The sequence below is a fragment of the Ligilactobacillus ruminis DSM 20403 = NBRC 102161 genome (assembly GCF_900113455.1).
GTDB classification, from domain to species: domain Bacteria; phylum Bacillota; class Bacilli; order Lactobacillales; family Lactobacillaceae; genus Ligilactobacillus; species Ligilactobacillus ruminis.
On sequence record NZ_FOPI01000021.1, the window covers coordinates 17,032 to 39,856 of the forward strand.

Here is a 22,825-nt window from a genome sequence, read left to right on the forward strand (position 1 = left end):
CTGCGCACGTTACGCAGCCTTTTTTATCAAATTTAGCCTTTTATGAAAATTAAATACCAATCAGCAAGATATTGGCGATATCGTGGGTAATAATTCCAATAAAAAAGTAAATGAAGACCCGTCAGAATATTTTTTGTTTGGTAAAAATTTTTTCTTAAAGATATCCATTTGCGATTTTTGTCAAGCATCTTGGTTTGTTGATTAGTATCTATGTCAAGTGTACTCAAAAATTTTTCTAATCCGTCGGCAACGGCCAAATCGTAGTCAAGCCACTTTTCTTTGTTGGCTTTGGTTTTACCTGCTCGACTGTCCTTAGAGAAAGCACTGTCATTGTGTTTTCTCCATTTTATCAAATCATCCGTGTAAAAATACAGGGAGTCTGAAAATAGCGCTGTTCTCCATAACAAGGCATCATGAGGGTAATCTTTAAACCAAATTTTTTTTGCCTGATTAAATAGGCTTCTTCTGAAACAGTGTGTGCATCCCGGTGCGCCGACAAGCATATAATTATTTTTAAGCTTAACTTTCTCAAGTTTTTTAGTGTTTTTGAGTGGACCCGTTTTTGTGTGCCCGTCTTCATAAAATTCAAGATAATTAGAGGCAAGAAGATTTATTTCAGGATGTTTAAGCATGATATTTTCCATGATTTCAAGCTTGTCAGTTCTCCAAATGTCGTCTTGGTCACAAGTAAAGATTAAATCTCCTGTGCTTTTTTCAATCCCGTCGATAAAATTCCTTTGCCATCCCTTATTTTCTTGATTGATGACTATTCTCCAATTGTTCAAGGAATGAATCTTGATGTATTTATTAACTATTTCAGGTGTCGAATCAGTCGAGCAATCATCACAGATTAACACTTTGTCAGGCGTCCTTGTTTGATTTCTTATAGAATCAAGTTGTTCTATAATGTGCGATGATCCATTGTAGCTTGATATTACAATTGATATGTTCATTCTAAAATTCCTCAGTCTCTTTTTTCCATACCTTTAACTCATGCGTGACTTGTTTTTCTTTAGGAGGCAGCTCCATGTAGTTGCCGTAAAGATTGGAAAGATACGAATCCCAACAAGATGGTGCTTTGAAAGTATGCCCTTCAAAAGTGACGTCGACAGATCGTTCAAAATCTTTTTTATCCATGCACTCTTTTGTTCCATAAAGCCCCCACATTATGCATCCGACTTTGTTTGCTTGTTCGTATGGTATTGAACGTGAGAGATTGTCGATTAATTTGTTGCAACGGTTGACTCCTACTAACTTGGCAAATGGAATAACCAACGGCTTCAATAAGGCTTTAATCTTGCTTTTTCCTTCACCGATTTTTGCAAAGTTCAGCATTAGTATTTCGCGATATATACCAACTTTGCGATATATTTTTTTAATATCTTTTGGATTATCCGGCAATCCATCCGTAGGCAAGATATCAACCCATATTGATGTCACATTCCCCTCCTGAACGTATCCTTGTTCCATACAATATCTAGTATCAATAATTTTTATGAATGGATACTGTGAAGTTCCTTGTTCATAAGATATGATTTTGAGATAAGAAGGCAAAAAATTCTTCTTTTTTGAAAGTTCAAGTAATTTGTCATAGTCTGGTCGTTTCATTCCAATGTCAACGTCATCATCCCATGGGATGAAACCTTGATGCCTAATTGCACCGAGCAATGAACCTCCAACCAAATAGAATTCAATCCCATTTCTATTGCATGACTTTTGCAATTCAATGAGAATATTCAGCAAAACTTCTTTGATTTCTGTGTTACTTAATAATTTCATAGTAAAGTCTCCAGTTATCGTTATATTGATAGGCTTTTTGATGAATGTTTAAAACTATTTAGAGTAGCGAATGTTGCTAAGAAGATAATGTTATATGATATCTCCCACATATGTTGATCGATCAACGAACTTATCGCGATTAGAATCAAGGTAATTTCTAAAGAATAGTACTTTTTGGAGATAAACATGTGAGAGAGATACAATAAATATCCAACCACTAGCAGAAATACGAATGCACCCAACATCATCAAAATTCTTATATAAGAACAGTCGATATAGAAATAGTTGAAAACTCTGCTGGTGTTTCCACCAAACCCATTTTGCGGTATATATTGCCCTAAGAACGTAACGTTATATTTTTCGAAAGCAATATGTGAGAAGTAGAATCTTCCTGACAAAGCATGGTCGACCAATTTCATAAAATGATTTGATGGATTGTAAAAATATGTCATCAAAATCATAAATGAAACGGCAGATCCTAAAATTATGGCAATGCCTATCGATGTTATTTTTTCCAGAAGGGTGATGGTTTGCTTATAGAAAATGGCGATTAACAAGAAAAATACCATCAAAATCAAATCGACTTTTGTGTCGGTAACTACGTATGCCCATATTGTAATTGAAATCAATCCGATGTATTCAGGTAGCTTTAATTTATAATCACGAAGCAAAGCATAGGTAATCATCAAGTAGAAACACCTTGCTGATAAATCCGATGGGTAAACCGTTCCTAATGCATATCTGAGGGCACCATCACCACGATTAAATACCAAACCAGGTATTATTCTTAATTTAGTGATTATAAATGTCAGTATCAATAATGATGAAATCGTTACGAGAAAGAAACGCAATATCTTTTTAAAGTCGATATTTTTTGCGCCAATGATAGCGATGTAGTAGTAGAATAAGTTCAACTCACCTGTATTCATGCCACTTTGCCATAAAACTATGCCTAAAAATAGCAAGATAAACCAGTCTTTAAGATAATATTCATCAAACGTAATGATTTTTAAAACGATGATTAGTGCGACAAACATTTGTATCCAATATGGCAAGAACATGGGGATAAGACGTTTGATTGCTAAAGTTCCTTGTGCGAATTGAGAGAGAAGGTACATGAATAGAGCGAAAAAGTATGTCCATTCAGGTAGTCTCGGGACTTTTTCCTTTATTTTCATTCCAAGCGTTGAGCTATAGATCTTGTTTTTTAAGATATTATCCATTTTTCTTACTCCTAATTTTCTCGATAATACTTACCAATTTGTTTAAAATTGTAGGTTTTGACAAAAGCAATATTCCCCCGTACACAACGACTCCCAAACCAATTTCAGCTGCAATTGCCAATATGTTTTTAATTGTTGATGTAAAATCAAGCATCATGCAGACGCGATTGACAACGATAAACATTATTAAGCCGGCTAAGACATACTTGGGAACGTTGATAAACATCTTTTTCAAGTTCAGGATGTTTCTGACGTGCCACATTTGATATCCGGTAACGACTATTTCGGAACATACCGTTGCGAATACAGCACCGTGCAATCCTAAAAGATAAATAAACGGCAAATTAAGGATCAGATTGACGATTGCTCCTGAAACGACTGAGCCGGTGTAAACCTTGATCTTGTTAGTCGGCAACAAGTATTGTTGGCCAATAACGTTGCTCCATCCAATCAGGACGATAACGATTGCCTCCAGACAAACGGCCATGCCGACTGGTTTAAACTGCGGGCCAAAGAATAGAGGTGCCAATTTTTGTCCGATGGCTGCCAGTCCGGCAAACATCGGAATTGCGATGCATGAAACGAAGTCAAATGAGTCAGCGGTAAGATTGTTAACTTCATCTTCATTGCCCTCGTGAAAGGCATTGGCAACGTGTGGCAACATGACTGTTCCTGTTGCCGTAACGATTGTCAAAACAAGCTTGACCAACGTGTCGGAACGATCGTAAAATCCGGCAACGTCGCTGCTGACCATTGCCCACAGCATGGTTTTGTTCAAAACAAGGTAAACCTGAGTCGCAATCTGCGGAATGAAAAGAGCAATCGTCGGTTTAAAGTGCCTGAACGGATGAAGTTTTTTAAAATCAACTTTGACAAGCGTCTTTTTGACATATGGCCACAAGGTAAGATTTCCACCGAGAACAGAAATCGCAAGAACGAAGATGTAAACCCAGGTATCGTTTGCATCCTTGACAAACATAAAAATCATGGCCGCTGATGCAAGCTTAACCATGGTGTTTCGTAAAACAGTCTTCTTGAAATCTTCAAGACCCATGTAGAGCCATGAGATATCGACTGCCGCAGCGATAAGGTTAAGAGATTGAATCAGCATGTATTCTTTATAGGCCGGGCAAAAGGCCAAGTATACGAGAAATGCTCCGTAAGAAATTGTAACCATAACCATTTTCAAAATCTGGATTTCCCAAAAAGCTTCGCTCATCGCTTGCTTGTTTGATCTAAGGTACGCAATTTCGCGGTTGCCATATAGGCCGATACCGATTGAACCCAAGAGAATGAAGTATTGAATGGTCGAGTTGGTTGCGGTGTTGATGCCGATACCGTGTGCTCCGATTACGCGCGAAACGTAGGGAGCAGTTATTAACGGCAATAAAACAGCCAAAAGCTGGTATCCGGCATTATAGAGATAATTTTTAATTACTTTCATATGATTCCTTACCTTTTTTTGCTTGGCTGATGTTATCAGCTGTGCGTATTCACCGAGAATGTGATTGCTTGCAGTAAATTGTAGTAATATAATATAATCGACTGTGCAAAAGTGGATTCAAAACCACTAATACCATATTATACACTATAAATCAGTTTAGTTTAAACAAACTATTTTAAATTTAGGTAACATATCTTTAGTGGTAAATTATTTCAAATGTAAATAGTGTATAATGAATAAAAAGTGCTTTTATCAGTACGGAGGATAAAAAAGATGACAAAGTATTTAGTTGTAGGTGCTGGCTTGTTTGGCGCAACATTTGCATACGAAGCAGCAAAACTCGGGAACGAAGTGCATGTGATCGAAAAACGCGACCACATTGCCGGGAATATTTATACGAAAGAAGTTCACGGAATTCAGGTTCACCAGTATGGTGCGCATATTTTCCATACTTCCAACAAGGAAGTGTGGAACTATGTCAATCAATTTGCTGAATTCAACCGCTATACGAACAGTCCGATTGCTAATTACAATGGAGAAATTTACAACATGCCGTTTAACATGAATACGTTCAACAAGCTCTGGGGAGTGGTTACTCCTAAGGAAGCTTTGGACAAAATCAATGAACAGCGTGCGGTGCTTAATGGCAAGGAACCAGAAAACCTTGAAGAGCAAGCAATTTCGCTTGTCGGAACGGATATTTATCAAAAACTTGTCAAAGGCTACACGGAAAAGCAATGGGGCAGGAAGGCTACGGAACTTCCCGCATTCATTATCCGCCGTCTTCCGGTTCGTTTGACTTATGACAACAACTATTTCAACGATGATTATCAGGGAATCCCGGTTGGCGGATACACTCAAATCGTTGAAAAGATGCTTGCTGATGATAAGATCACGGTTGAAACCGGCGTTGATTTCTTTGATAAAAAGGACGAATATTTGAAAAACTATGACAAGGTTCTTTTCACTGGGATGATCGATCAGTTCTTCGATTATAAGCTCGGAGAACTTGAATATCGCAGCCTGCGTTTTGAAACGGAAGAACTTGACGTTGATAACTATCAAGGCAACGCTGTTGTCAACTACACGGATGCCGAGACACCGTATACGCGTGTGATTGAGCACAAGCACTTTGAGTTCGGCAAGGGCGACAAAGACAAGACGGTTATTACGCGTGAATATCCTGCTGACTGGAAACGCGGCGACGAGCCGTACTATCCGGTCAATGACAAGCGTAATAACAGTCTTTATAAGGAATATCAGAATTTGGCTTCAAAAGAAGCAGAGAACGTTATTTTTGGCGGACGCTTGGGGCAGTATCGTTACTACAATATGGATCAGGTTATCGCTGCCGCACTGGGAACAGTTAAAGAAGAATTTTAAAGTAATATTTTTGTCTTTAAAGTGTAACTGGAATTTGCAGCTATACTTTGCTAAACTATCTAACGAGAAAAAATATTAGAAGCGAGGAATCACAACTTGTCATATGAAATATATGTGGTGAGCCATAAAAAAACTCGAATGCCAGATGGAGATATTTATCTGCCAGTACAGGTTGGACCGGCAGAGGAAAATTTCCAAGGCTTTGTGAGAGATAATACTGGTGATAATATCGCAAGCAAGAACCCCAATTATTGTGAATTAACCGTTCAATATTGGGCTTGGAAAAATCGCAATGTTGACGTTAAGGGAATCGTTCATTATCGCAGACTTTTTTCAAATGGTAAAAAGATGTTGTTTGCTTCTCCCGAAAAAAAGTTTCAAAATGTTTTGGATGAAAAAAAACTTGGCGAAATCATGAAGAATCATGATGTGATTTTGCCTAAGAAACGAAATTATTTTATTGAAACTTTGTGGTCGCATTACATTCATTCGCATAAAACAGAAGGATTGGTAGCGTTACGTGACGTAATTGCTGAAAAGTATCCTGATTATCTGGAAAAATTTGATGAGGTTACAAGTCGTACGAAAGCCCATATGTTTAATATGATCATTGCTAAAAGTCCAATATTTGATGAGTACTCAAAGTGGCTATTCGAAGTATTGGGGGAAGTAGAAAAGCGGGTTGATATTTCTGATTATTCTTCTTATGAAGCCCGCATCTATGGCTTTTTAAGCGAACTTTTGATGGATGTTTGGATCGAAAAAAATAATATTAATTATTATGAATTGCCTGTAATGTTTATGGAAAAGCAGGATATTATTAAAAAATTAGGAATATTTATAGGTAGGAAGCTGGGGCTAGTTACGGAAGTTTAGTTTTGACTCAGTTGTGAAGGTGGATAAAAAGTGTACGGAAAGAAAAGTAAAGGTTGGTTAAAGCATATTGATTTTGTCATTGTTGATTTAATCGTTATGCAAATTACGTATTTAGTTTCTTTTTTAATAAGGCATGCCTCGGAACAAAATTATGATGGCAATATTTTTCAAATAGGGTCATTGGTTACGTTTGTTGCAGGGATAATTTTTTCGGCTTTTTCTGACAATTATCGTAACATTTTGAAGAGAGACAGTTTGAAAGAATTAAGGGCGACAATTTTTTATGTTGTCTTTATTATAGGTACACTGGCGGTTTATTTGCTTTTGACACAAACAACTTATTGGTATTCCAGAACTGTGTTTGTATTGTTGGGCATTTTGGGCATTCCGTTTGTCTATTTGGGACGTATTTCTTGGAAAAAAATCGTTATGTCGCATAGAAATAAAAGAGGCTATTCCAAGAAAAGAATGATTTTGGTTTCTTCAAAAGACGATTTTGCCGGCGTTAAGCAAAGAATCGAACAAAAATCATTGGGCGATATTGAGATTTCCGGAGCGGTCTTTTTCGATGATTCAACGGCTGAAGTCGGCAAAAAATATGATGATGTTCCTGTCGTAGGCAGTCTTAATGATTTTACGGACAATATAGTCACTGATTTGGTAGACGAGGTCATGTTCGTTTTGCCTAAGGGCGGGGTAGTTCCAGAAAGTTTGCTGCAGGATCTGCTTAACATGGGGATTACTTCTCACGTGTCAATCAGTGAGCTTTATGACAACGAACGTGGCATGAAGACGATTGAAAAGGTCGGCGGCTATACCGTTATGACGGAAAGCTTGAAAATTGCATCCAGTTTTCAGTTGGCACTGAAACGTTTGATGGATATCGTCGGTGCGCTTGTCGGTTTGTTGATTACGGGAATTTTGGTAATCATCATCGGGCCGATCATTTATTTTTCGGATCCTGGACCAATCTTCTTCTCGCAAAAACGTGTCGGTCAAAATGGGCGAATTTTCAAAATTTATAAATTCCGCAGCATGTACCAGGATGCAGAGGAACGCAAGAAAGAACTTATGGCGATGAACACGATGAAGGGGTTCATGTTTAAGGCAGACAATGATCCTCGAATCATCGGTTCGGGCAAGGATGGCTCGAAACATGGCATTGGTTGGTTTATTCGGAAAACGTCATTGGATGAATTTCCGCAATTTTGGAACGTTCTTAAGGGAGAAATGAGTCTTGTAGGGACGCGACCGCCGTTGATTGATGAATGGAAAAATTACGAAAAGCATCATCGTGCTCGTCTTGCGGTTCGTCCCGGAATTACCGGCATGTGGCAGGTCAGCGGTCGTTCCGACATTACGGATTTTGAAAAAGTTATCGAACTTGATATGAAGTATATCGATAACTGGTCGATTTTTGAAGACCTTAAAATTTTGGGACTGACGGTGAAGGAAGTCTTCAGCGGTGAAGGTTCCAAGTAAGATGATGCAGGAGTCAAGTTGAACTTGGCTCCTTGTTTTTATGCTATTTGGAGGTAAGAATGGATAAGCCTTTAATTTCGGTGATTTTGCCGGTCTATAATGTTGAGAAATATTTATCTGAATGTATGACTTCATTGTTTGATCAGACATATGAAAATCTTGAATTCGTAATGGTTGATGATGGATCTACGAATAAAGAATGTTCAAAAATGTGCGATGAATTTTTAAAAAAGGATAAACGCGTGGTTGTTTTTCATAAGGAAAACGGTGGACTGTCAGATGCAAGAAATTATGGCATCAGGAAAGCAAAGGGGCAATATGTGACATGCGTGGATCCTGATGACATCGTTGATAAAGATTATGTTGAGTATCTTTATTTTCTTGTTGAAAAGTATCATTGCAAAATGTCGATTTGTCAGCATCGAGTTCATTATGACAATGGCAATGTTAAAAATTTGGGATCTAAGGGCGATGAGAGGATGTCGAACAAGCATTGTCTCGAAAGAATGCTTTATCATGATGTCATTGACACTTCTGCTTGGGCTAAATTGTATCGCAAAGATCTGTTTGACGATGTTGAATATCCCAAGGGAAAGCTCTTTGAGGATATCGGAACGACCTATGCTCTGATGTTAAAATGTGATGACGTTGCGGTGGGGTACGAAGCAAAGTATACTTATAATTTTCATAACAATTCAATCGTCAATGGGACATTCAAAATGAATAAGCTTGATATGATTGAAATGACTGATAAAATGGCCAGTGACGTCTTGTGCGTCTATCCCGATTTGCGTGAAGCCGTACTCAGACGTCAAGTTTATTCAAGACTAAGTACGCTGAATCAGATGCTTAATGCGGATGGTCAAGCAGTTAATCAAAAGAGAGTCGAAATCATTAAATATGTGAAACAAAACAGCAAAGAAGTCGCTAAGAATCCTAAGACGCCTAAACGAGACAAGATAGCTTTTATCCTGCTCAAGATAGGATATCCGTTATATAGATTCTGTTGGTTGCAGCATCAGAAAAAAATCATGAATAACTAGCAAAATCCTCCAAAAACGCTGAGAAATTTTTGGAGGATTTTTGTAATATACAATGCTAATGATAATCGTGGTTAATGATGTCGGCCAGGTAATTTTGTCCAGATTTTAGTTTTTGTCGTTTGACCATGTCCGTTTTAACATTGTCAATTGCTTTAATCAATCCGTCAATATCGTCTTCCCACAATTTATAAATATAATCATATGTTTTGATGTTTTTAATTCCAAGTTCCTGCTTGAAAAAAGCACTTGGCTTTATTTGTTTTGATCCTCCCTTTCTGTTTGATTTGTTATTTTTAAAAGCCATATATCCTTCAAGCCATTCAGTATGTTTGTATAAGTGAATGGCTTCAATTTCTTCACGTGTAATGTAATACCTTACTGTAGAAATCAAACGATTGGACTCCAATTTTTTGAAATTTCTATTGGTAGAATCCAAAACAACATGGATATTGACAGGTTTGCTGAATCCGTGTGATAAGAAATTATTGGCATAGTCCAGTTCATTAAGATAATCTTGAACTGTGGTTCCGTCTGATGATTGTATGATTGAGTTAAGCGGAAAAATCAGTTTGTTGTTATTGATGAGCAAATCCATTATTGCTTTTTCGGAAGCTCCCTCAACCATTATTCCGTTGTATTCTTCTGGAAGTTTGCTCATCGCCTCAGCTCCTTTACGTGCTTTGAAACATCTGATTTTAGTTCGATATATTTCTCATAATCTGGTTGGGTGTTTGTAATACTGCCACTTTCGAATAGTTCGCTATTTTTAAGCTCTGAACGTGCATTTGAATCACTCAGTCTCAAAATTGATGACTGAAGAGTATCATTGTTTCTGGAAATTACATATTCTTGATCTTTGCGCTGAAGATCATTTGTAAGTTCCATATAATGCGTCGTGTAGATTATGGAAGCATTATTTTTGTTGGTCTTAGGATCCATGAACAAGCCGATAAAATCTCTCGCAATTTGTTTATTTATATGGATTTCAATTTCGTCGACAATGATGGTTGAACCGCTTCGTAAAGCTCCAAGGATCCAAAAGAACAAACTGATTCCTTTGATCGTGCCTGAAGAAAGGATGTTAGAGAAACTTGAGAAATCATTGGAAGTGATTACTTCATCAGAACCTTTAAACTTCAAAGAATAGCTTATGACGGCATCATTATTAGAATCTCGATTGTAGCGAAGATAATCTATGGAGTTGTCCAGGTATCCAAGCAAAGATTCAGGTGTTTTATCCGAAAAATGATAGGGAATATTGAGGTTCGTGAAAGAAGATGTTGACATGACTCTTGGAGCATAATCGATACCTACGCTTTTGAAGTAAGAATCTTTTGGACTTAGCATTGAATTTTTCGCCAATTTACTTCTGTATCTTGGCTGACCCATTTTTTGCGGGTTAAAAAGATTTTTTCTAGAACAATTCCTTTGCGAGTCTGAGTAAATTACCTCTTCTTCTACATACCAGCTGCTGCTGGTTTCATCTATTTCTTGTTTTTTTTGTTTAAAAATTGTTTGAATGACATACCTTTTGTTGTCATCGCTTGCAATTCTGGCTTCGACTTTAATGTAGTCAGTATTTTTTCGGAGCTTTAGCGTACTTTCTAATAATGTTTGGTCAATTGACTTCTCTTTTAAATAAAAATCGCTCAAGCCGCTGAAGATATTAATCAACATTGTCTTGCCGACTGCGTTAATACCGACTACGCTAGTAACTTTGTTTAACTTTACCGTGTCAGAAAATGAGAATATTGATTTTCTTGTTTTTTGAGTGTCTTGTCCCGAAATGTCTATTCCAAAATAGCTTCCATCTTTGAACAGGTAATGATTGTATATTTTAAAACCAATTAATTTTGTTATCGACATTAATGCAACCTCCTTTTGCGAAAAATTACAGTTTAACTGTAATTTTTCGTTACAAGTAAATAATATACTTAATAGGTTCGGTATTCAAGGAAAATGAATTGATAGCAGTTAATCCGCATGATATAAATGATTTCAATCAAAAATAAAAACTCCAAACGTTGGATTCGACGTTTGGAGCGTAATAATATATAACAGATAAACTGTTAATTCATTGCCACATGACCGTTCATCTTGCCATGCGGCTTTTTATGATGATCGTTGTTGTCCTGATGATATTTTTCTTTCGAGTATCTTGCGCGCAGTCCCCACAAAATCGAAACGGTATCAACGACTTCCTGGAACATTGCGCCGACAAGGGCCGGAATAACGCCCGTACTTGCGATCAGCATCAAACCGATGCAGATGAAGATGCCGATCAAAACCGCCTGACGAGCAATGCGCATGGTATCTTGCGCAATTATGACGGCTTTGGAAACTTTTGACAAATCGTCTTTCAAAATAACGATGTCTGCCGATTCACTCGCAGCCGTTGATCCGTTGGCACCCATGGCGATTCCGACGTCTGCCGTTGCAAGCGAAGGAGCATCATTGACTCCGTCGCCGACCATGATGACGGGGCGCTTGTCTTTTGAAACGTTCTTCAAAGCGCTGATTTTGTCTGTTGGGAGCAGATCGGCCTTAACGTCGGTAATTCCGACTTGCGGAGCAATTTTTTCAGCGATTGCCTTTTGATCGCCCGTCAGCATGACGAGATGTTCAACGCCGTGTTCTTTCAGTGACTTCATGGTTTCCGGAGCTTCTTTACGGATATGATCAAGGAAGATCACGTATCCCCAAAGCTTGTCATCGACGGAGACGTAGATGGCAGTTTCAGGCAATGACTCCATTTTGTCCGTTGGAGCAACGTACTTGAGTTTTCCGACCATGACTTTGTGACCGTTGATTTGAGCTTTGATGCCCTTGCCGGTTTCTTCTTGCAGCTCTTCCGGCGAATCGAGGTCGATTCCTTGTTCGTTTGCGTACGAAACGAGCGAACGCGCAAGAATGTGATTTGATGCCTGTTCTGAACTTGCCGCAAGTTCGAGCAGCTTGTTTTTATCAATGCCGTCCAACGCAACGACCGAATCAACCGTCAGTTTTCCGCTTGTAATGGTTCCGGTTTTGTCAAATGCAGCGGTTTTAGCCGTTGCGAGTTTTTCTAAGACGTCTCCCGTTTTGATGACGACACCGTTTCTTGATGAGCGACTCATCCCGGAAACGATGGCAACCGGTGCTGCCAAAATAAGCGGACAAGGAGAAGCAACGACCAGGACTTCTGCAAATCTGACCGGATCTTTTGAGATGAACCATGCAAGCCCTGCGATAATTACGGCAATCGCCGTGAACGGAACCGCATATCGATCGGCCATTCTGACGAATTTGCCGGGTTTGCTGTCGGCTTCTTTGACCAATTGAACCAAGCGTTGGTATTGACTGTCTTTAGCCAGTTTATCGACGACCATCGTTAAAGAAGCATCCCCGTTGACTGATCCGGAATAGATGTCATCACCGACTTTTTTGCTTACCGGAACTGATTCTCCGGTCAAAGAAGATTCGTCCAGACTGCTTTGACCAAGAATAACGTGACCATCGACCGGAACGAGTTCCCCCGGACGCACGACAAGCTTATCGCCGATGTTTGCTTCATCAACGGAAATGTCTTCGGTTTCATCCCCGTTCAAACGATGGGCGACATGCGGTGAATTGTCAAGCAGCGCCTTAAGTTCCGTGTGTGCTTTTTTCGAAGCGTAATCTTCAAGCGAATCGCCTCCGACAAGCATGATCAAAACGATCATGGAAGCCCAGTATTGACTTACCGCAAGCGTTGAGACAATCGCCATGATTGCCAAAAGGTCAACCCCGTAGTCTCCTGATTTAAGTGATTTGATCATTTCATATAGCATTGAAAGCGAGATGATGGATCCGACGATCGTAATCAGCGCTTGTGCAAGGAGCTGCTGTTTTAAGCCGAACTCCAAGATAAGCGCAACAAGGCCGATCCCCAAAATGATCCACAATTTTGTTGAGTGTTTCATTGTTTTTTCCTCCTTTGAGTGGAATCCCGTACGCTGATCCTTATTACGTCTCAAAGATAACACGAGATGAAAATAATGTAAACTAAAATGATTCTAAATAAAAATCATTCTCAATTGGGGCGCTGAAACGTTGATTTCACGGAGATTTGACAGAGATGGTTTAAAAACGTCAAATGAAAATGGTTATCAATTAGATATCAATCGGAGCTCTGCATTTGTAAAGAGAATCATAATTAAATTGTGGTATAATTTACATTATATGATTATTGCATCGAGAGAGGTTTTTAACATGAACATTGCTGTAATATTTGCCGGCGGCGTTGGCTCGCGAATGCGGAGCAAGGAGCGTCCGAAACAATTCTTAAACATGCATGGCAAGCCGATTATTATCCATACGCTCGAATTGTTTGAAAATCATCCTGAAATTGACGCGATCGTCGTTTCTTGCGTTAAAGATTGGATTCCTTACTTCAAGGATTTATTAGAGAAATATAACATCAAAAAGGTGAAAGAAGTCGTTGAAGGCGGAGCCACTGGGCAAGATTCCATTTACAACGGACTTTGTGCCGCAGAACGCGTTGCAAATGGTGAAGAATCCGTTGTGCTGATTCATGACGGCGTTCGTCCTTTGATTCGACCGAAGACGATTTCTGACAATATCGAATCGGTCAAAAAACGCGGAAGCTCAATTACGAGCGTTGTCGTAAAGGAAACCGTTCTTATGGTGGATGACGAAAACGGAATCGAAGAAGTTCCGGATCGGTCACGTTCGCGTCTAGCACGTGCGCCGCAAAGTTTTTGGCTTAAAGACATTATTGGTGCTCATCGGAAAGCAATTGCTGAAAACAAGCACGATTTCATTGACTCGTGCTCAATGATGCAATATTACGGACACAAGCTTTACCTCATCGAAGGACCGCAGGAAAACATCAAGATTACGACCCCCGATGATTTCTATACGATGCGTGCATTATTGGATGCAAGAGAGGATGAACAAATCTATGGCCTTGAATAACGTGTTGACGGAAGATTTGAATTCTCTCTTAACGAGTGAAATCGAGTGGAGCAATTTTAAAGATAAAAGAATTTTGGTAACGGGCGCAACGGGACTTGTCGGGTCAATGGTTGTCAGATCATTGATTTACGCAAACGAAAAATTAGATTTAGGTCTTGAAGTAATCGGACTGATTCGCAATCAAGCAAAGGCTGACAGGATATATGAAGGATGCATGGGAAAAGATGCTCTTTCTTTTTGTTTGGACGATCTTTCTGGTGATGAGCCGATTTCGTTAGAAGGAAAAGTCGATTATATCGTGCATGCCGCTGCGGTTACGACTTCTAAGGTAATGGTTTCTGATCCCGTAGGAACGATTGACGTTGCCTTGAAGGGAACCAAAAATATTTTAAACCTTGCTGTTGAAAAAGGAACAAAAGGCGTTGTCTATATTTCTTCAATGGAAATTTACGGTCAGTCTGCTGATCCTGAAGATACAAGGGAAAGTGATTTGGGTTATGTTGATCTGGCCGCTGTCAGGAGCTGCTATCCTGAAGGAAAGAGAATGTGCGAATGCATGTGTACTGCTTACGCCGCACAACATGGAATCAGAATCTCTTCTGCACGCTTGGCCCAAACATTTGGAGCAGGTATCCTGCCGACAGAAAATCGCGTATTTGCACAATTTGCAAGAAGTGCGCTCAGAGGAGAGGACATCGTTCTTAAGACGGAAGGCAAGTCTGAAGGAAACTATGTCTATACGATTGATGCGGTTAAAGCGATTTTGATGCTTTTGTACAAAGGTGAAGCAGGACAGGCTTACAACGTAGCCAACGAATCGAGCCACACGACTATCAGAAAAATGGCTGAGCTGGTCTCGAAAACGTTATCTCAGGAAAAGTCAAAGGTTGTGATTGATATTCCTGCTGACTCAAAGAAACTGGGATATGCACCTGACGTTAAGATGAAATTGAATTCTGACAAAATAGAGGCGATTGGTTGGAAACCGACAGTTGGACTTGCCGATGCATATCGCAGAATGGCTGAATGGATGAAGGAACAAAAAATGATCTGATTGTCTGGATCATATAGAAAGCGGGGGATTGCCATGTTTCCGGAACGGATGCGTGCGCTTCGCAGGGGCTGTGGCCTGACGCTCGGTCAGCTTGCGGATGCGCTGAACGAAATGGATGTTTCATACAACCAAAAGAAAAATACCAGGTCGCAGCTCAGCAAGTGGGAATGCGGCGTCAATACTCCGACCTATCTTGATATCAGGCAGCTTGCAGAGTTTTTTGACGTTTCGACCGACTATTTGTGCGGTCGGGCAATCAAAAAGGTTGATTTGGTTGAAACCCTGGCTTCAAGCGCAGACGTTTGTTTTGGGGTACAAAAGCTTGATACGAAGGAAAAAGGCGAGCTTTATGAGCTGATCAAAGGTTTTCTGAAAGGAAGAAAGGAACGAGGCTTGCGCGGAACCGTTGAAGAAAACGGCGACATGCAGCTGAATCTGGAGAATTTTGATGAAGAAGACGATCGTTGTTAATTTACTGCTGAATACTGTGGGAGCGTTTTTGTACACCGTTGCAATCAACGGTTTTTTGATTTCGAATCATCTGGGCGAAGGCGGCGTGACCGGTCTCATGACGATTTTCTACTACTGGCTGAAAATTGCGCCGAGCGTGACGAACATCGTGTTGAACGGACTGCTGCTTCTGATCGGTTGGAAACTGCTGAACAAGCAGACCGTTTTTTATACGTTATATACGATTACGATGATTTCGGTCTTTTTGAAGTTGATCGGATCAATGCGTTTTCCGCTGCATGATCCTTTGGTGGCGGCACTGATCGGCGGAGCATTGATGGGAGTCGCAATGGGATTCATCATGAAGGGCGAGGGAACTTTAGCAGGTTCCACGATCCTTGCCAGAATCGTCAACAAGTTCTTCGGCATCAAAACAGGTTCTGCCATGCTTTGTTTTGATCTGATGGTGGCAATCCCGTCAGCGGTGGTTATCGGCTTTGAAAACATGCTGCTGACGATCGTTGAACTGTATTTGTCAGCGGTAATATTGAACAAACTGCTTGCACAATTCGTGGAAAAACGCTCTTTGACGATCATCTCGGAACGTTTCGAAGAACTGGCTTCGGCACTGTCCGATGCGACAAAGCAGGGCGTGACGATCATCGACGGTCACGGGTACGTCAGCGGGCAAAAAAAGCAGCTGCTTTATTGCGTTTGCGACACGAAGGATCTGGTGAAATTAATGAACTTGATTACTGAGCTTGATCCGAAAGCATTCGTCGTGATGGAAGAGGTCAGAAGTACGTATGGCAAAGACTTGTTGAGGATTCTGTAATTTACGAAAAATTTACAATTCGGAATATTCATTACACTGCTCGTTCATGTTAAAATTAATTTGAATAAATAGTAAGGGAGAACCGTGATTGTCACTAATTGAAAAATTGTATGGTCCGTTTTTTGATTTGGAAAATTGGAGGACGGTGATTACGTCTGGCGAGGACTGGATGATTATCCTCTCGCTTGTTTTGATTGAATGTTTGCTGTCGGTTGACAATGCGATTGTGCTCGCTGCACAGACGCAAAAGCTTCCGGATAAGGTCCAACAGGAAAAATCCTTGTTTTACGGGTTGTGGGGAGCGTACGTCTTTCGCTTCATCATGATCGGACTCGGCGCATATTTGATCAATTTTTGGGAAGTCAAAGTTTTTGGCGCGTTGTATCTGATGTATCTGTCTTTGAACCACTTTTGGAAGATGCGTCATCCGGAATCGGTGCACCACCGGGAGAAAAAAGGGCGTTTTCAAATTTTGCCGCTCTTCTGGTCCGTAGTCGTGTCGATCGAATTGATGGATATGGTCTTTTCGATTGATTCGATTTTGGCTTCGCTTGCAATTTCGCCAAATCCAGTCATTGTTTTGATCGGTGGTATGATCGGTATTTTGTGTATGCGAGGAATTGCGGAAGTCGTCATGAGACTGATGGAAATCCTGCCTGAACTTGAGGTGACGGCATATATTCTGATCGCATTGATTGCGGTCAAACTGTTCCTGACGATTCCGATAATCGATATCGAAATTCCGGCTGCACTGTTTGGCGGAATCGTGTTGGCTTCATTGGCGGTAACGGTTGTCGTGCATAAGATAAGAAATTAATAGGCAGCTTTGAAGGCTGGTAAAAACTCTGCCTCAAATTGAAACCCCGGATGACTTGCAATTAATTGCAAATCTAATCCGGGTTTTTGCGTATGCAGGCCCGGTTCCCTGTTATGCTTGAAATAAGCAGAAAAAGTCTGTTTTCATTTCCGTGTGTCAAAACGTCCAAAAATGGGACAGAGGCAGAGGGAAAAGTCTGATTTTTGTATGCCTGACTTTTCAAAATCGGGGTGTGCTGCCTCGAAAGTAGAACAAAAATTCAAAAAATTGGGAAAATGTTCTACCGACGCCACCAAAAACGGAGCGCGCGGCCTTGAAAGTAGAATAAAAATCCAAAAAATTGAGAAAATGTTCTACTCGTTTGCCTTCGCCAAAGCAGTGTGGTCTCAGATTACGGGCAAATCTCAAGAATCAGCGTTTTGCCCGTAACGGAGGGCTGCATTTTACGGGCAGATTTCAAAAATTGGTGTTTTGCCCGTAACAGAGGGCTGCATTTTACGGGCAAATCTCAATAATCGGCATTTTGCCCGTAACGGAGGGCCGGTATTTACGGGCAAATCTCAAAAATTGGCGTTTTGCCCGTAAGCCAGGCCTGACTCATTGATTGAGCAGGCGCTGTGCAGTTCTGTATTTGACAAAAAAGTTTGTTTTCATTTAATTAAAGAGGAAAATGGGACTTTTTTCCCGGCTTCTTTTTGAAATCAAGGAGGAATCAAGATGCTGATCGAAAGACTGAATATTTTATTGCCTTACCAAGTGAGACGCTTGACAGAAGAAGACGGTGATGAAATTTTTGCCTTGCAAAGAAGACATCCCGAATATCATGCGCTGTTTTTGAATCATAAAGTTAAAAAAGCAGACGTGCTAAGCGATCTGACGAGCATTCCAGAAGGTGTTCTGCCGGAAAATAAGTTTTATCTCGGAATGTATGATGTCGACAATCTCGTTGCGATTGCTGACGTTGTACTGAATTTTCCAACATCCAAAACCGCATGGCTGGGGCTGATCATGGTCGATTATGATGTCGTCGGTCAGGGAATCGGAGGAAAAATCATCGAAAAGCTGAAACAAGCATTGATGCGCGAACGTTTCAAACAGTTGTGCACGCTTGTTCCAATAGAATCTGATATCGGCTCTTTCTTTGATGCGCACGGTTTTTTAACGGGTGAAGAAATGCCGATGGGTGTTCGAGAAGACGGATGCGAAATTGTCGGAAAACTGAGGACCGTTGATTTGAATATAATCAAATAGAAGTGTTTGTAATGATTTCTATGCCTTTATGAGGATGTTTATGTAATTATCGTTATTTTCATTGAATTATTGGTACAAATTATATACGATAATCTTATGAAAGCGTTTAAATTAAATGGAGGTACCGTTATGTATAAGCTTATCGTATGTGACATGGATGAAACTCTGCTTGCCGACAACAAGACGATTACTCCGAAAAACGTTGAAGCAATCAAGCGTGCCGTTAAAAAAGGCGTCCGTTTTTCACCGAATACCGGGCGCGGCTTCTTATCCGTGCAGGATGATCTTGAGAAACTGGGATTGAAGGATGTTTCGGGACAGTACGTCATCTCGAATAATGGGGCCGTAATCGTTGAAAATAAGAACAACAGAATCGTTAAAACGGAAACGATGAAGTTTGAAACCGTAAATGAGCTGTTTAGGCTTGGGATTGAACATCCTGAGTATTGCGTTCATATCTATACGCCCGACGAGTTATACATCTGGAATTTGAACGATGAAGAATTTGCTTATATTGACGGGCGACTTAACGATTATGAACAGCCGAAAGACGAAAGCATCGAATTTTTGAAGGAAAAGCAGATTACAAAGATCATCTTCAGCGTGCCGTCTGAAGGTGAACGCCTTGCACTGCAAAAATACGTTCAGGAAAACTTTGAAGAAATGAACATTACTTTTTCGTCTGATCGCTATGTCGAGTTCAACTCAAAGAAAGCAGACAAGGGGCAGGCAGCTTTGCATCTTGGTGAGCTTTTGGAAATCAAGCCGGAAGAAATCATCGCAATCGGTGACAACGGCAACGATGTTCCGATGATCAAGGCAGCCGGCTTGGGCGTATCAGTGGTCAACGGCCGTGAATTTGTCAAAGAAATCGCAGACTACGTGACGGAAGCAGACAACAACCACGATCCTGTGGCTGAAGTGATCGAAAAGTTTATTGATTAGGGGCTGATGTGTTATACTCATTTCAGATGAGGTGATCAGATGGCCAAAAAAACGAATGAGCACGCGTTTGCAGAAGACATCAAACAGGCACCGCTCGTGGTCGTTGACTTCTTTGCGGATTGGTGCGGGCCCTGCAAGATGATGGCACCGGTGCTTGAACAGCTTGAACGCGATTTTTCGGTTAAGGAATATCGCGGGCGGGTCAAGTTTTTGAGCGTTGACGTCGAGCATCACAGAAAGCTTGCCGAAGATCGCAACGTGATGAATCTGCCGACTTTGATGATTTTTGAAAACGGCGTGGCCAAGGAGAAGGTCGTCGGGTACCGCAAGTACGGCGATCTGAAGAGGTATCTCAAAGAGAAGCTTGCGGAGTGTTAGAAGCTGTGAAAAATTATGCTTCAAATAAAAAAACCGGATGATTTGCAAGCAATTGCAATCTAATCCGGTTTTTTGCGTATGCATGACAATCGCCGAAAAGAGGTTGGCGTCAAATTTGAATGAGAGCTTGGCGCGCTGATTTGGCGGGCACTGCATTTGGCAAAATCACTGCCGTTTACGGACACATTGATGAAAATGGCCACTTTGTCCGTAAACGGCCTGATCTAAAAATAGCAATTACGGACAAAATGGTCAAAAATAGACGTTTGTCCGTAATAATTCAGCCGTTTCGGACCCGGTTTTACGGACAAATCAGCAAAAAAAGGCACTTTGTCCGTAAATTTGAATGAGATTTTGACTGAACTGCTTGCGCGGCGTCTCCTTTAAAAAAGCCGTACAAATTCAATCGAAAATCGACCGTCTTCGTTCGGCATTTCATTTGATTCAAGCAGGAAACTGGACTTTTTTCTCAGCCTCTTTTTTGCGTGAAAAATGAGTCAAAATTGTCGTGGATCTCTGAAATGTCGACATGAACAGGTGACAGGAGTATACTTAGTAGTCATGGGGTGATTTTTGTGAAACTGGCTGAAAATATCAGCGTTGCATGCTTTGCATTTTTCGGTGGAGCAATGCGATACGTGCTGTCACAGGATTTCTGTGCGGCGGGGACATTGATTGCCAACCTGTGCGGATGTTTTTTGCTGTCGTTCATAACGTTTTTCGTTATCAAACGTGCCAAGTGGCCGTCCTGGCTGACGACCGGGTTAGGAACCGGCATGATTGGAGCGTTGACCACTTTTTCGACGTTTTCGTTTGAAACGGTGGCATTTTTGCAGCAAGGAGCCGTTTTGATCGGCGTAACGTATTGGCTAGTCAACTTGTGCGGTGGCCTGCTTTTTGCGGCACTAGGCTGCGCATTGGGAGGAAAATTATGATAATTACGGGCATCGGTGCAGCAATCGGGGCACTTGTTCGCTATAACCTGACTGCATTCATCAAAGGAAAACTTGGCACGAATTTTCCGATTGCAACGCTCATCATCAATCTGACCGGAGCCTTTTTGCTTGGAATCGTCAAGGATACTGAGGTTGCGCTTCTTGTCGGGACCGGCATTCTCGGCGGCTATACGACGTTTTCGACTTATAACGTCGAGATGTTGACGCTGATCAGAAACAAAGCCTGGAGCAAGGCCTGTTCCTACTTTGTTTTGAGCGGCATCTTCGGTCCTGTTGCGGCTTTTATCGGTTGGTATCTGGCTGGTTTGTGTTAGAATGGAAGTATTATAAAAGTGAAAGGTGTTTAAAATGAAGATTGCTGTTTTAACGGACAGTTCTGCGGCACTGACGCCGACCGAAACCGCCGCGTTGCATGTGGCGACTCTGCATTTGCCAATAACACTGGGAAATGCAGAGTATCGCGAGAGCCTCGATGCTTCTGACGAAACGATTATTCGCCGTGCCAAATTGTCCAGAGACATCTTGAGCCTGGGGCAGAATTCTCTGCAGGAAATCGGCGAAATTGTGCACAAACTCAGCGAACAAGGCTATGATGCATGCGTTGCCATCCATATTTCAAGCGGAATTTCCGGACTTGGAGGCAACCTTGTCACATACTCGAACATGCGCGAATGCCCGATTCCGCTTTATGTGTTTGACTCGCGTGCTACAGGGATTTCGCAAAAGCATCAGGTCTTGCTTGCATGCGCGCTTGCCAAAGCAGGATTTTCTCCGGAAGACATCTTAAGCAAGTTGGCCGTTTTTCGAAAATCTCAGCAAACGTACCTGTTCGTAAACGATGTGCATACTCTGCTTAAGACGGGGCACATCTCAAACCATCTTCCAAGCGTCGTTCCGGTCAAAACCTTGTTGCGTTTCAATGAGGACGGCTGTCTTGAACTTGAGGGAAAAGTTTTGCTGATGAAAAATACTTATGAAGATCTTGCTGAAAAACTCGAATTTCAGCTGCGCCTGATGGGCAGCGATTTTTCTTTCGGCATGATGTATGATGAAACGGCAGCTTCTGACTGGAGCATCATTGACGAAAAACTGCATACTGATTTTCCGCGTCTTCACATCGAACGGATGTCGATGAAACCGTCGCTTTGGTCATATGCGGGGAAAAAGAGCGCGCTGCTTTCGTTTGAACCGGATTGGAAATTATATGTTTGATATTTGACAAGAAACGTCGGGTTGCTGTAAGTGGCCGGGCGCTTTTTTGCGTGTTTGCGGGATGTTTAGATGCAGTGCTCGCGGAGCAAAAGCCGGCCGATGGGTCCGCGCGGTATCGAAAGTAGACAAAAACCGAGCAAAATGTCTGAAATTTGTCTACCGCCCCGACCGAAATCGGCGCACGCGGAGGCAAAAGTAGACAAAAACCGAGCAAAATGTCTGAATCTTGTCTACCGATCCGACCGAAATCGGTGCGCACGGAGGCAAAAGTAGACAAAAACCGAGCAAAATGTCTGAAATTTGTCTACCGCCCCGACCGAAATCGTGCGCACGGAGGCAAAAGTAGACAAAAACGGAGCAAAATGTCTGAAATTTGTCTACCGACCCGACCGAAATCAGTCAAGTCCTAATTTGTGTGTAAAATATTTTTTCCCAGGCACAAGTTGTGCAGGGGATGCGAATGCATCCATGTCTGTCCACTATCACTCTTGAAGGAGCTGTCAAGGGTGCGCCATCTGCGCACCTCGAAGAGGTTCCCTTGACAGCTCCGGAAAGAGTGATACACCTTACGCAGCTCTTAGTTTTTGTTGTTCCTCTGCCAATTTTTTGAGTTCAGCAACCGTCTTAGACTTGATCATTTTTGCGTAGGTTACCGGACTGAATATGGCTTTCTTCGCGATCACAGCATCGTTTCTTTCCAACAGAACGGAACCCATCAGCCGCATCAGCGAGTTCTCGTTT

At 41.2% G+C, this 22,825-nt stretch carries 23 protein-coding genes; 16 read left to right on the forward strand and 7 right to left on the reverse strand.

Going from position 1 to position 22,825, the window contains the following annotated elements:
* Window positions 1-32: 32 nt before the first annotated feature.
* Genes BMZ95_RS07095 through BMZ95_RS07110 form a run of 4 tightly spaced genes read right to left on the reverse strand, consistent with a single transcriptional unit; the run spans window position 33 to window position 4,446 of the window.
* Window positions 33-953, reverse strand: coding sequence for a glycosyltransferase (locus BMZ95_RS07095; protein ID WP_014072746.1), 921 nt, complete (start codon window positions 951-953; stop codon window positions 33-35).
* A gap of 1 nt (window position 954) precedes the next feature.
* Window positions 955-1,779, reverse strand: coding sequence for a LicD family protein (locus tag BMZ95_RS07100; RefSeq protein ID WP_046922097.1), 825 nt, complete (start codon window positions 1,777-1,779; stop codon window positions 955-957).
* 20 nt (window positions 1,780-1,799) lie between these two features.
* Complete coding sequence (locus BMZ95_RS07105; RefSeq protein WP_046922096.1) at window positions 1,800-3,002, reverse strand: hypothetical protein; 1,203 nt, start codon at window positions 3,000-3,002, stop codon at window positions 1,800-1,802.
* On the reverse strand, window positions 2,995-4,446 hold the full coding sequence (locus tag BMZ95_RS07110) for an oligosaccharide flippase family protein (RefSeq protein WP_046922095.1): 1,452 nt from the start codon (window positions 4,444-4,446) through the stop codon (window positions 2,995-2,997). Before BMZ95_RS07110 ends, BMZ95_RS07105 begins: the two co-directional genes overlap by 8 nt.
* Before the next feature lie 273 nt (window positions 4,447-4,719).
* On the opposite strand from BMZ95_RS07110, the gene glf reads away from it, so the two are divergent.
* The 4 genes from glf (at window position 4,720) to BMZ95_RS07130 (ending at window position 9,230) form a co-directional block, all read left to right on the forward strand.
* The gene (glf, locus tag BMZ95_RS07115; protein WP_046922094.1) at window positions 4,720-5,829 is read left to right on the forward strand and encodes a UDP-galactopyranose mutase; all 1,110 of its coding nucleotides are present in this window, start codon (window positions 4,720-4,722) and stop codon (window positions 5,827-5,829) included.
* Between the two features lie 96 nt (window positions 5,830-5,925).
* Window positions 5,926-6,705, forward strand: coding sequence for a DUF4422 domain-containing protein (locus tag BMZ95_RS07120; RefSeq protein WP_074786527.1), 780 nt, complete (start codon window positions 5,926-5,928; stop codon window positions 6,703-6,705).
* Window positions 6,706-6,735: 30 nt separating this feature from the next.
* On the forward strand, window positions 6,736-8,187 hold the full coding sequence (locus BMZ95_RS07125) for a sugar transferase (protein WP_046922093.1): 1,452 nt from the start codon (window positions 6,736-6,738) through the stop codon (window positions 8,185-8,187).
* Window positions 8,188-8,246: 59 nt separating this feature from the next.
* Window positions 8,247-9,230 (forward strand): glycosyltransferase family 2 protein, encoded by a 984-nt coding sequence (locus tag BMZ95_RS07130; protein ID WP_046922092.1) that lies wholly within the window; start codon window positions 8,247-8,249, stop codon window positions 9,228-9,230.
* A 55-nt stretch (window positions 9,231-9,285) separates the two neighbouring features.
* Here the strand turns inward: BMZ95_RS07130 and BMZ95_RS07135 are convergent, their stop codons facing one another.
* From BMZ95_RS07135 to BMZ95_RS07145, 3 genes are all read right to left on the reverse strand, one after another.
* Window positions 9,286-9,888 (reverse strand): hypothetical protein, encoded by a 603-nt coding sequence (locus tag BMZ95_RS07135; protein ID WP_014072754.1) that lies wholly within the window; start codon window positions 9,886-9,888, stop codon window positions 9,286-9,288.
* Window positions 9,885-11,096, reverse strand: coding sequence for an AAA family ATPase (locus BMZ95_RS07140; protein WP_046922091.1), 1,212 nt, complete (start codon window positions 11,094-11,096; stop codon window positions 9,885-9,887). The genes BMZ95_RS07135 and BMZ95_RS07140 overlap by 4 nt, the downstream gene beginning before the upstream one ends.
* Window positions 11,097-11,299: 203 nt before the next feature.
* Window positions 11,300-13,171, reverse strand: a complete 1,872-nt coding sequence (locus BMZ95_RS07145) for a heavy metal translocating P-type ATPase (RefSeq protein WP_046922090.1) — start codon at window positions 13,169-13,171, stop codon at window positions 11,300-11,302.
* Between the two features lie 289 nt (window positions 13,172-13,460).
* Here BMZ95_RS07145 and BMZ95_RS07150 point away from each other — a divergent pair, with 289 nt between their 5' ends.
* The 12 genes from BMZ95_RS07150 (at window position 13,461) to BMZ95_RS07210 (ending at window position 22,084) form a co-directional block, all read left to right on the forward strand.
* Window positions 13,461-14,186: an IspD/TarI family cytidylyltransferase gene (locus tag BMZ95_RS07150; RefSeq protein WP_014072757.1), complete on the forward strand. Its 726-nt coding sequence runs from the start codon at window positions 13,461-13,463 to the stop codon at window positions 14,184-14,186.
* Window positions 14,161-15,240: an NAD-dependent epimerase/dehydratase family protein gene (locus BMZ95_RS07155; RefSeq protein WP_225357367.1), complete on the forward strand. Its 1,080-nt coding sequence runs from the start codon at window positions 14,161-14,163 to the stop codon at window positions 15,238-15,240. Before BMZ95_RS07150 ends, BMZ95_RS07155 begins: the two co-directional genes overlap by 26 nt.
* Complete coding sequence (locus BMZ95_RS07160; RefSeq protein WP_225354893.1) at window positions 15,241-15,711, forward strand: helix-turn-helix domain-containing protein; 471 nt, start codon at window positions 15,241-15,243, stop codon at window positions 15,709-15,711.
* Window positions 15,689-16,525 carry a YitT family protein gene (locus BMZ95_RS07165; RefSeq protein WP_046922088.1) on the forward strand — a complete coding sequence of 279 codons (837 nt, stop codon included), beginning with the start codon at window positions 15,689-15,691 and terminating at the stop codon, window positions 16,523-16,525. The genes BMZ95_RS07160 and BMZ95_RS07165 overlap by 23 nt, the downstream gene beginning before the upstream one ends.
* An 88-nt stretch (window positions 16,526-16,613) precedes the next feature.
* The gene (locus BMZ95_RS07170) at window positions 16,614-17,342 is read left to right on the forward strand and encodes a TerC family protein (RefSeq protein ID WP_046922087.1); all 729 of its coding nucleotides are present in this window, start codon (window positions 16,614-16,616) and stop codon (window positions 17,340-17,342) included.
* A 717-nt stretch (window positions 17,343-18,059) separates the two neighbouring features.
* Window positions 18,060-18,593, forward strand: coding sequence for a GNAT family N-acetyltransferase (locus BMZ95_RS07180; RefSeq protein WP_014072762.1), 534 nt, complete (start codon window positions 18,060-18,062; stop codon window positions 18,591-18,593).
* A gap of 129 nt (window positions 18,594-18,722) precedes the next feature.
* On the forward strand, window positions 18,723-19,538 hold the full coding sequence (locus BMZ95_RS07185; protein WP_046922085.1) for a Cof-type HAD-IIB family hydrolase: 816 nt from the start codon (window positions 18,723-18,725) through the stop codon (window positions 19,536-19,538).
* A gap of 39 nt (window positions 19,539-19,577) precedes the next feature.
* A complete protein-coding gene (locus tag BMZ95_RS07190) occupies window positions 19,578-19,916 on the forward strand; it encodes a thioredoxin family protein (RefSeq protein WP_003695695.1) in 339 nt (112 codons plus the stop codon).
* A 119-nt stretch (window positions 19,917-20,035) separates the two neighbouring features.
* Window positions 20,036-20,266, forward strand: a complete 231-nt coding sequence (locus BMZ95_RS11500) for a hypothetical protein (RefSeq protein ID WP_046922084.1) — start codon at window positions 20,036-20,038, stop codon at window positions 20,264-20,266.
* A gap of 225 nt (window positions 20,267-20,491) precedes the next feature.
* Window positions 20,492-20,851 carry a fluoride efflux transporter FluC gene (locus tag BMZ95_RS07200; RefSeq protein WP_014072765.1) on the forward strand — a complete coding sequence of 120 codons (360 nt, stop codon included), beginning with the start codon at window positions 20,492-20,494 and terminating at the stop codon, window positions 20,849-20,851.
* Window positions 20,848-21,186: a fluoride efflux transporter CrcB gene (gene crcB / locus BMZ95_RS07205; RefSeq protein WP_046922083.1), complete on the forward strand. Its 339-nt coding sequence runs from the start codon at window positions 20,848-20,850 to the stop codon at window positions 21,184-21,186. The genes BMZ95_RS07200 and crcB overlap by 4 nt, the downstream gene beginning before the upstream one ends.
* 34 nt (window positions 21,187-21,220) lie before the next feature.
* Window positions 21,221-22,084, forward strand: coding sequence for a DegV family protein (locus BMZ95_RS07210; protein ID WP_014072767.1), 864 nt, complete (start codon window positions 21,221-21,223; stop codon window positions 22,082-22,084).
* The last annotated feature ends 741 nt before the right edge of the window (window positions 22,085-22,825 follow it).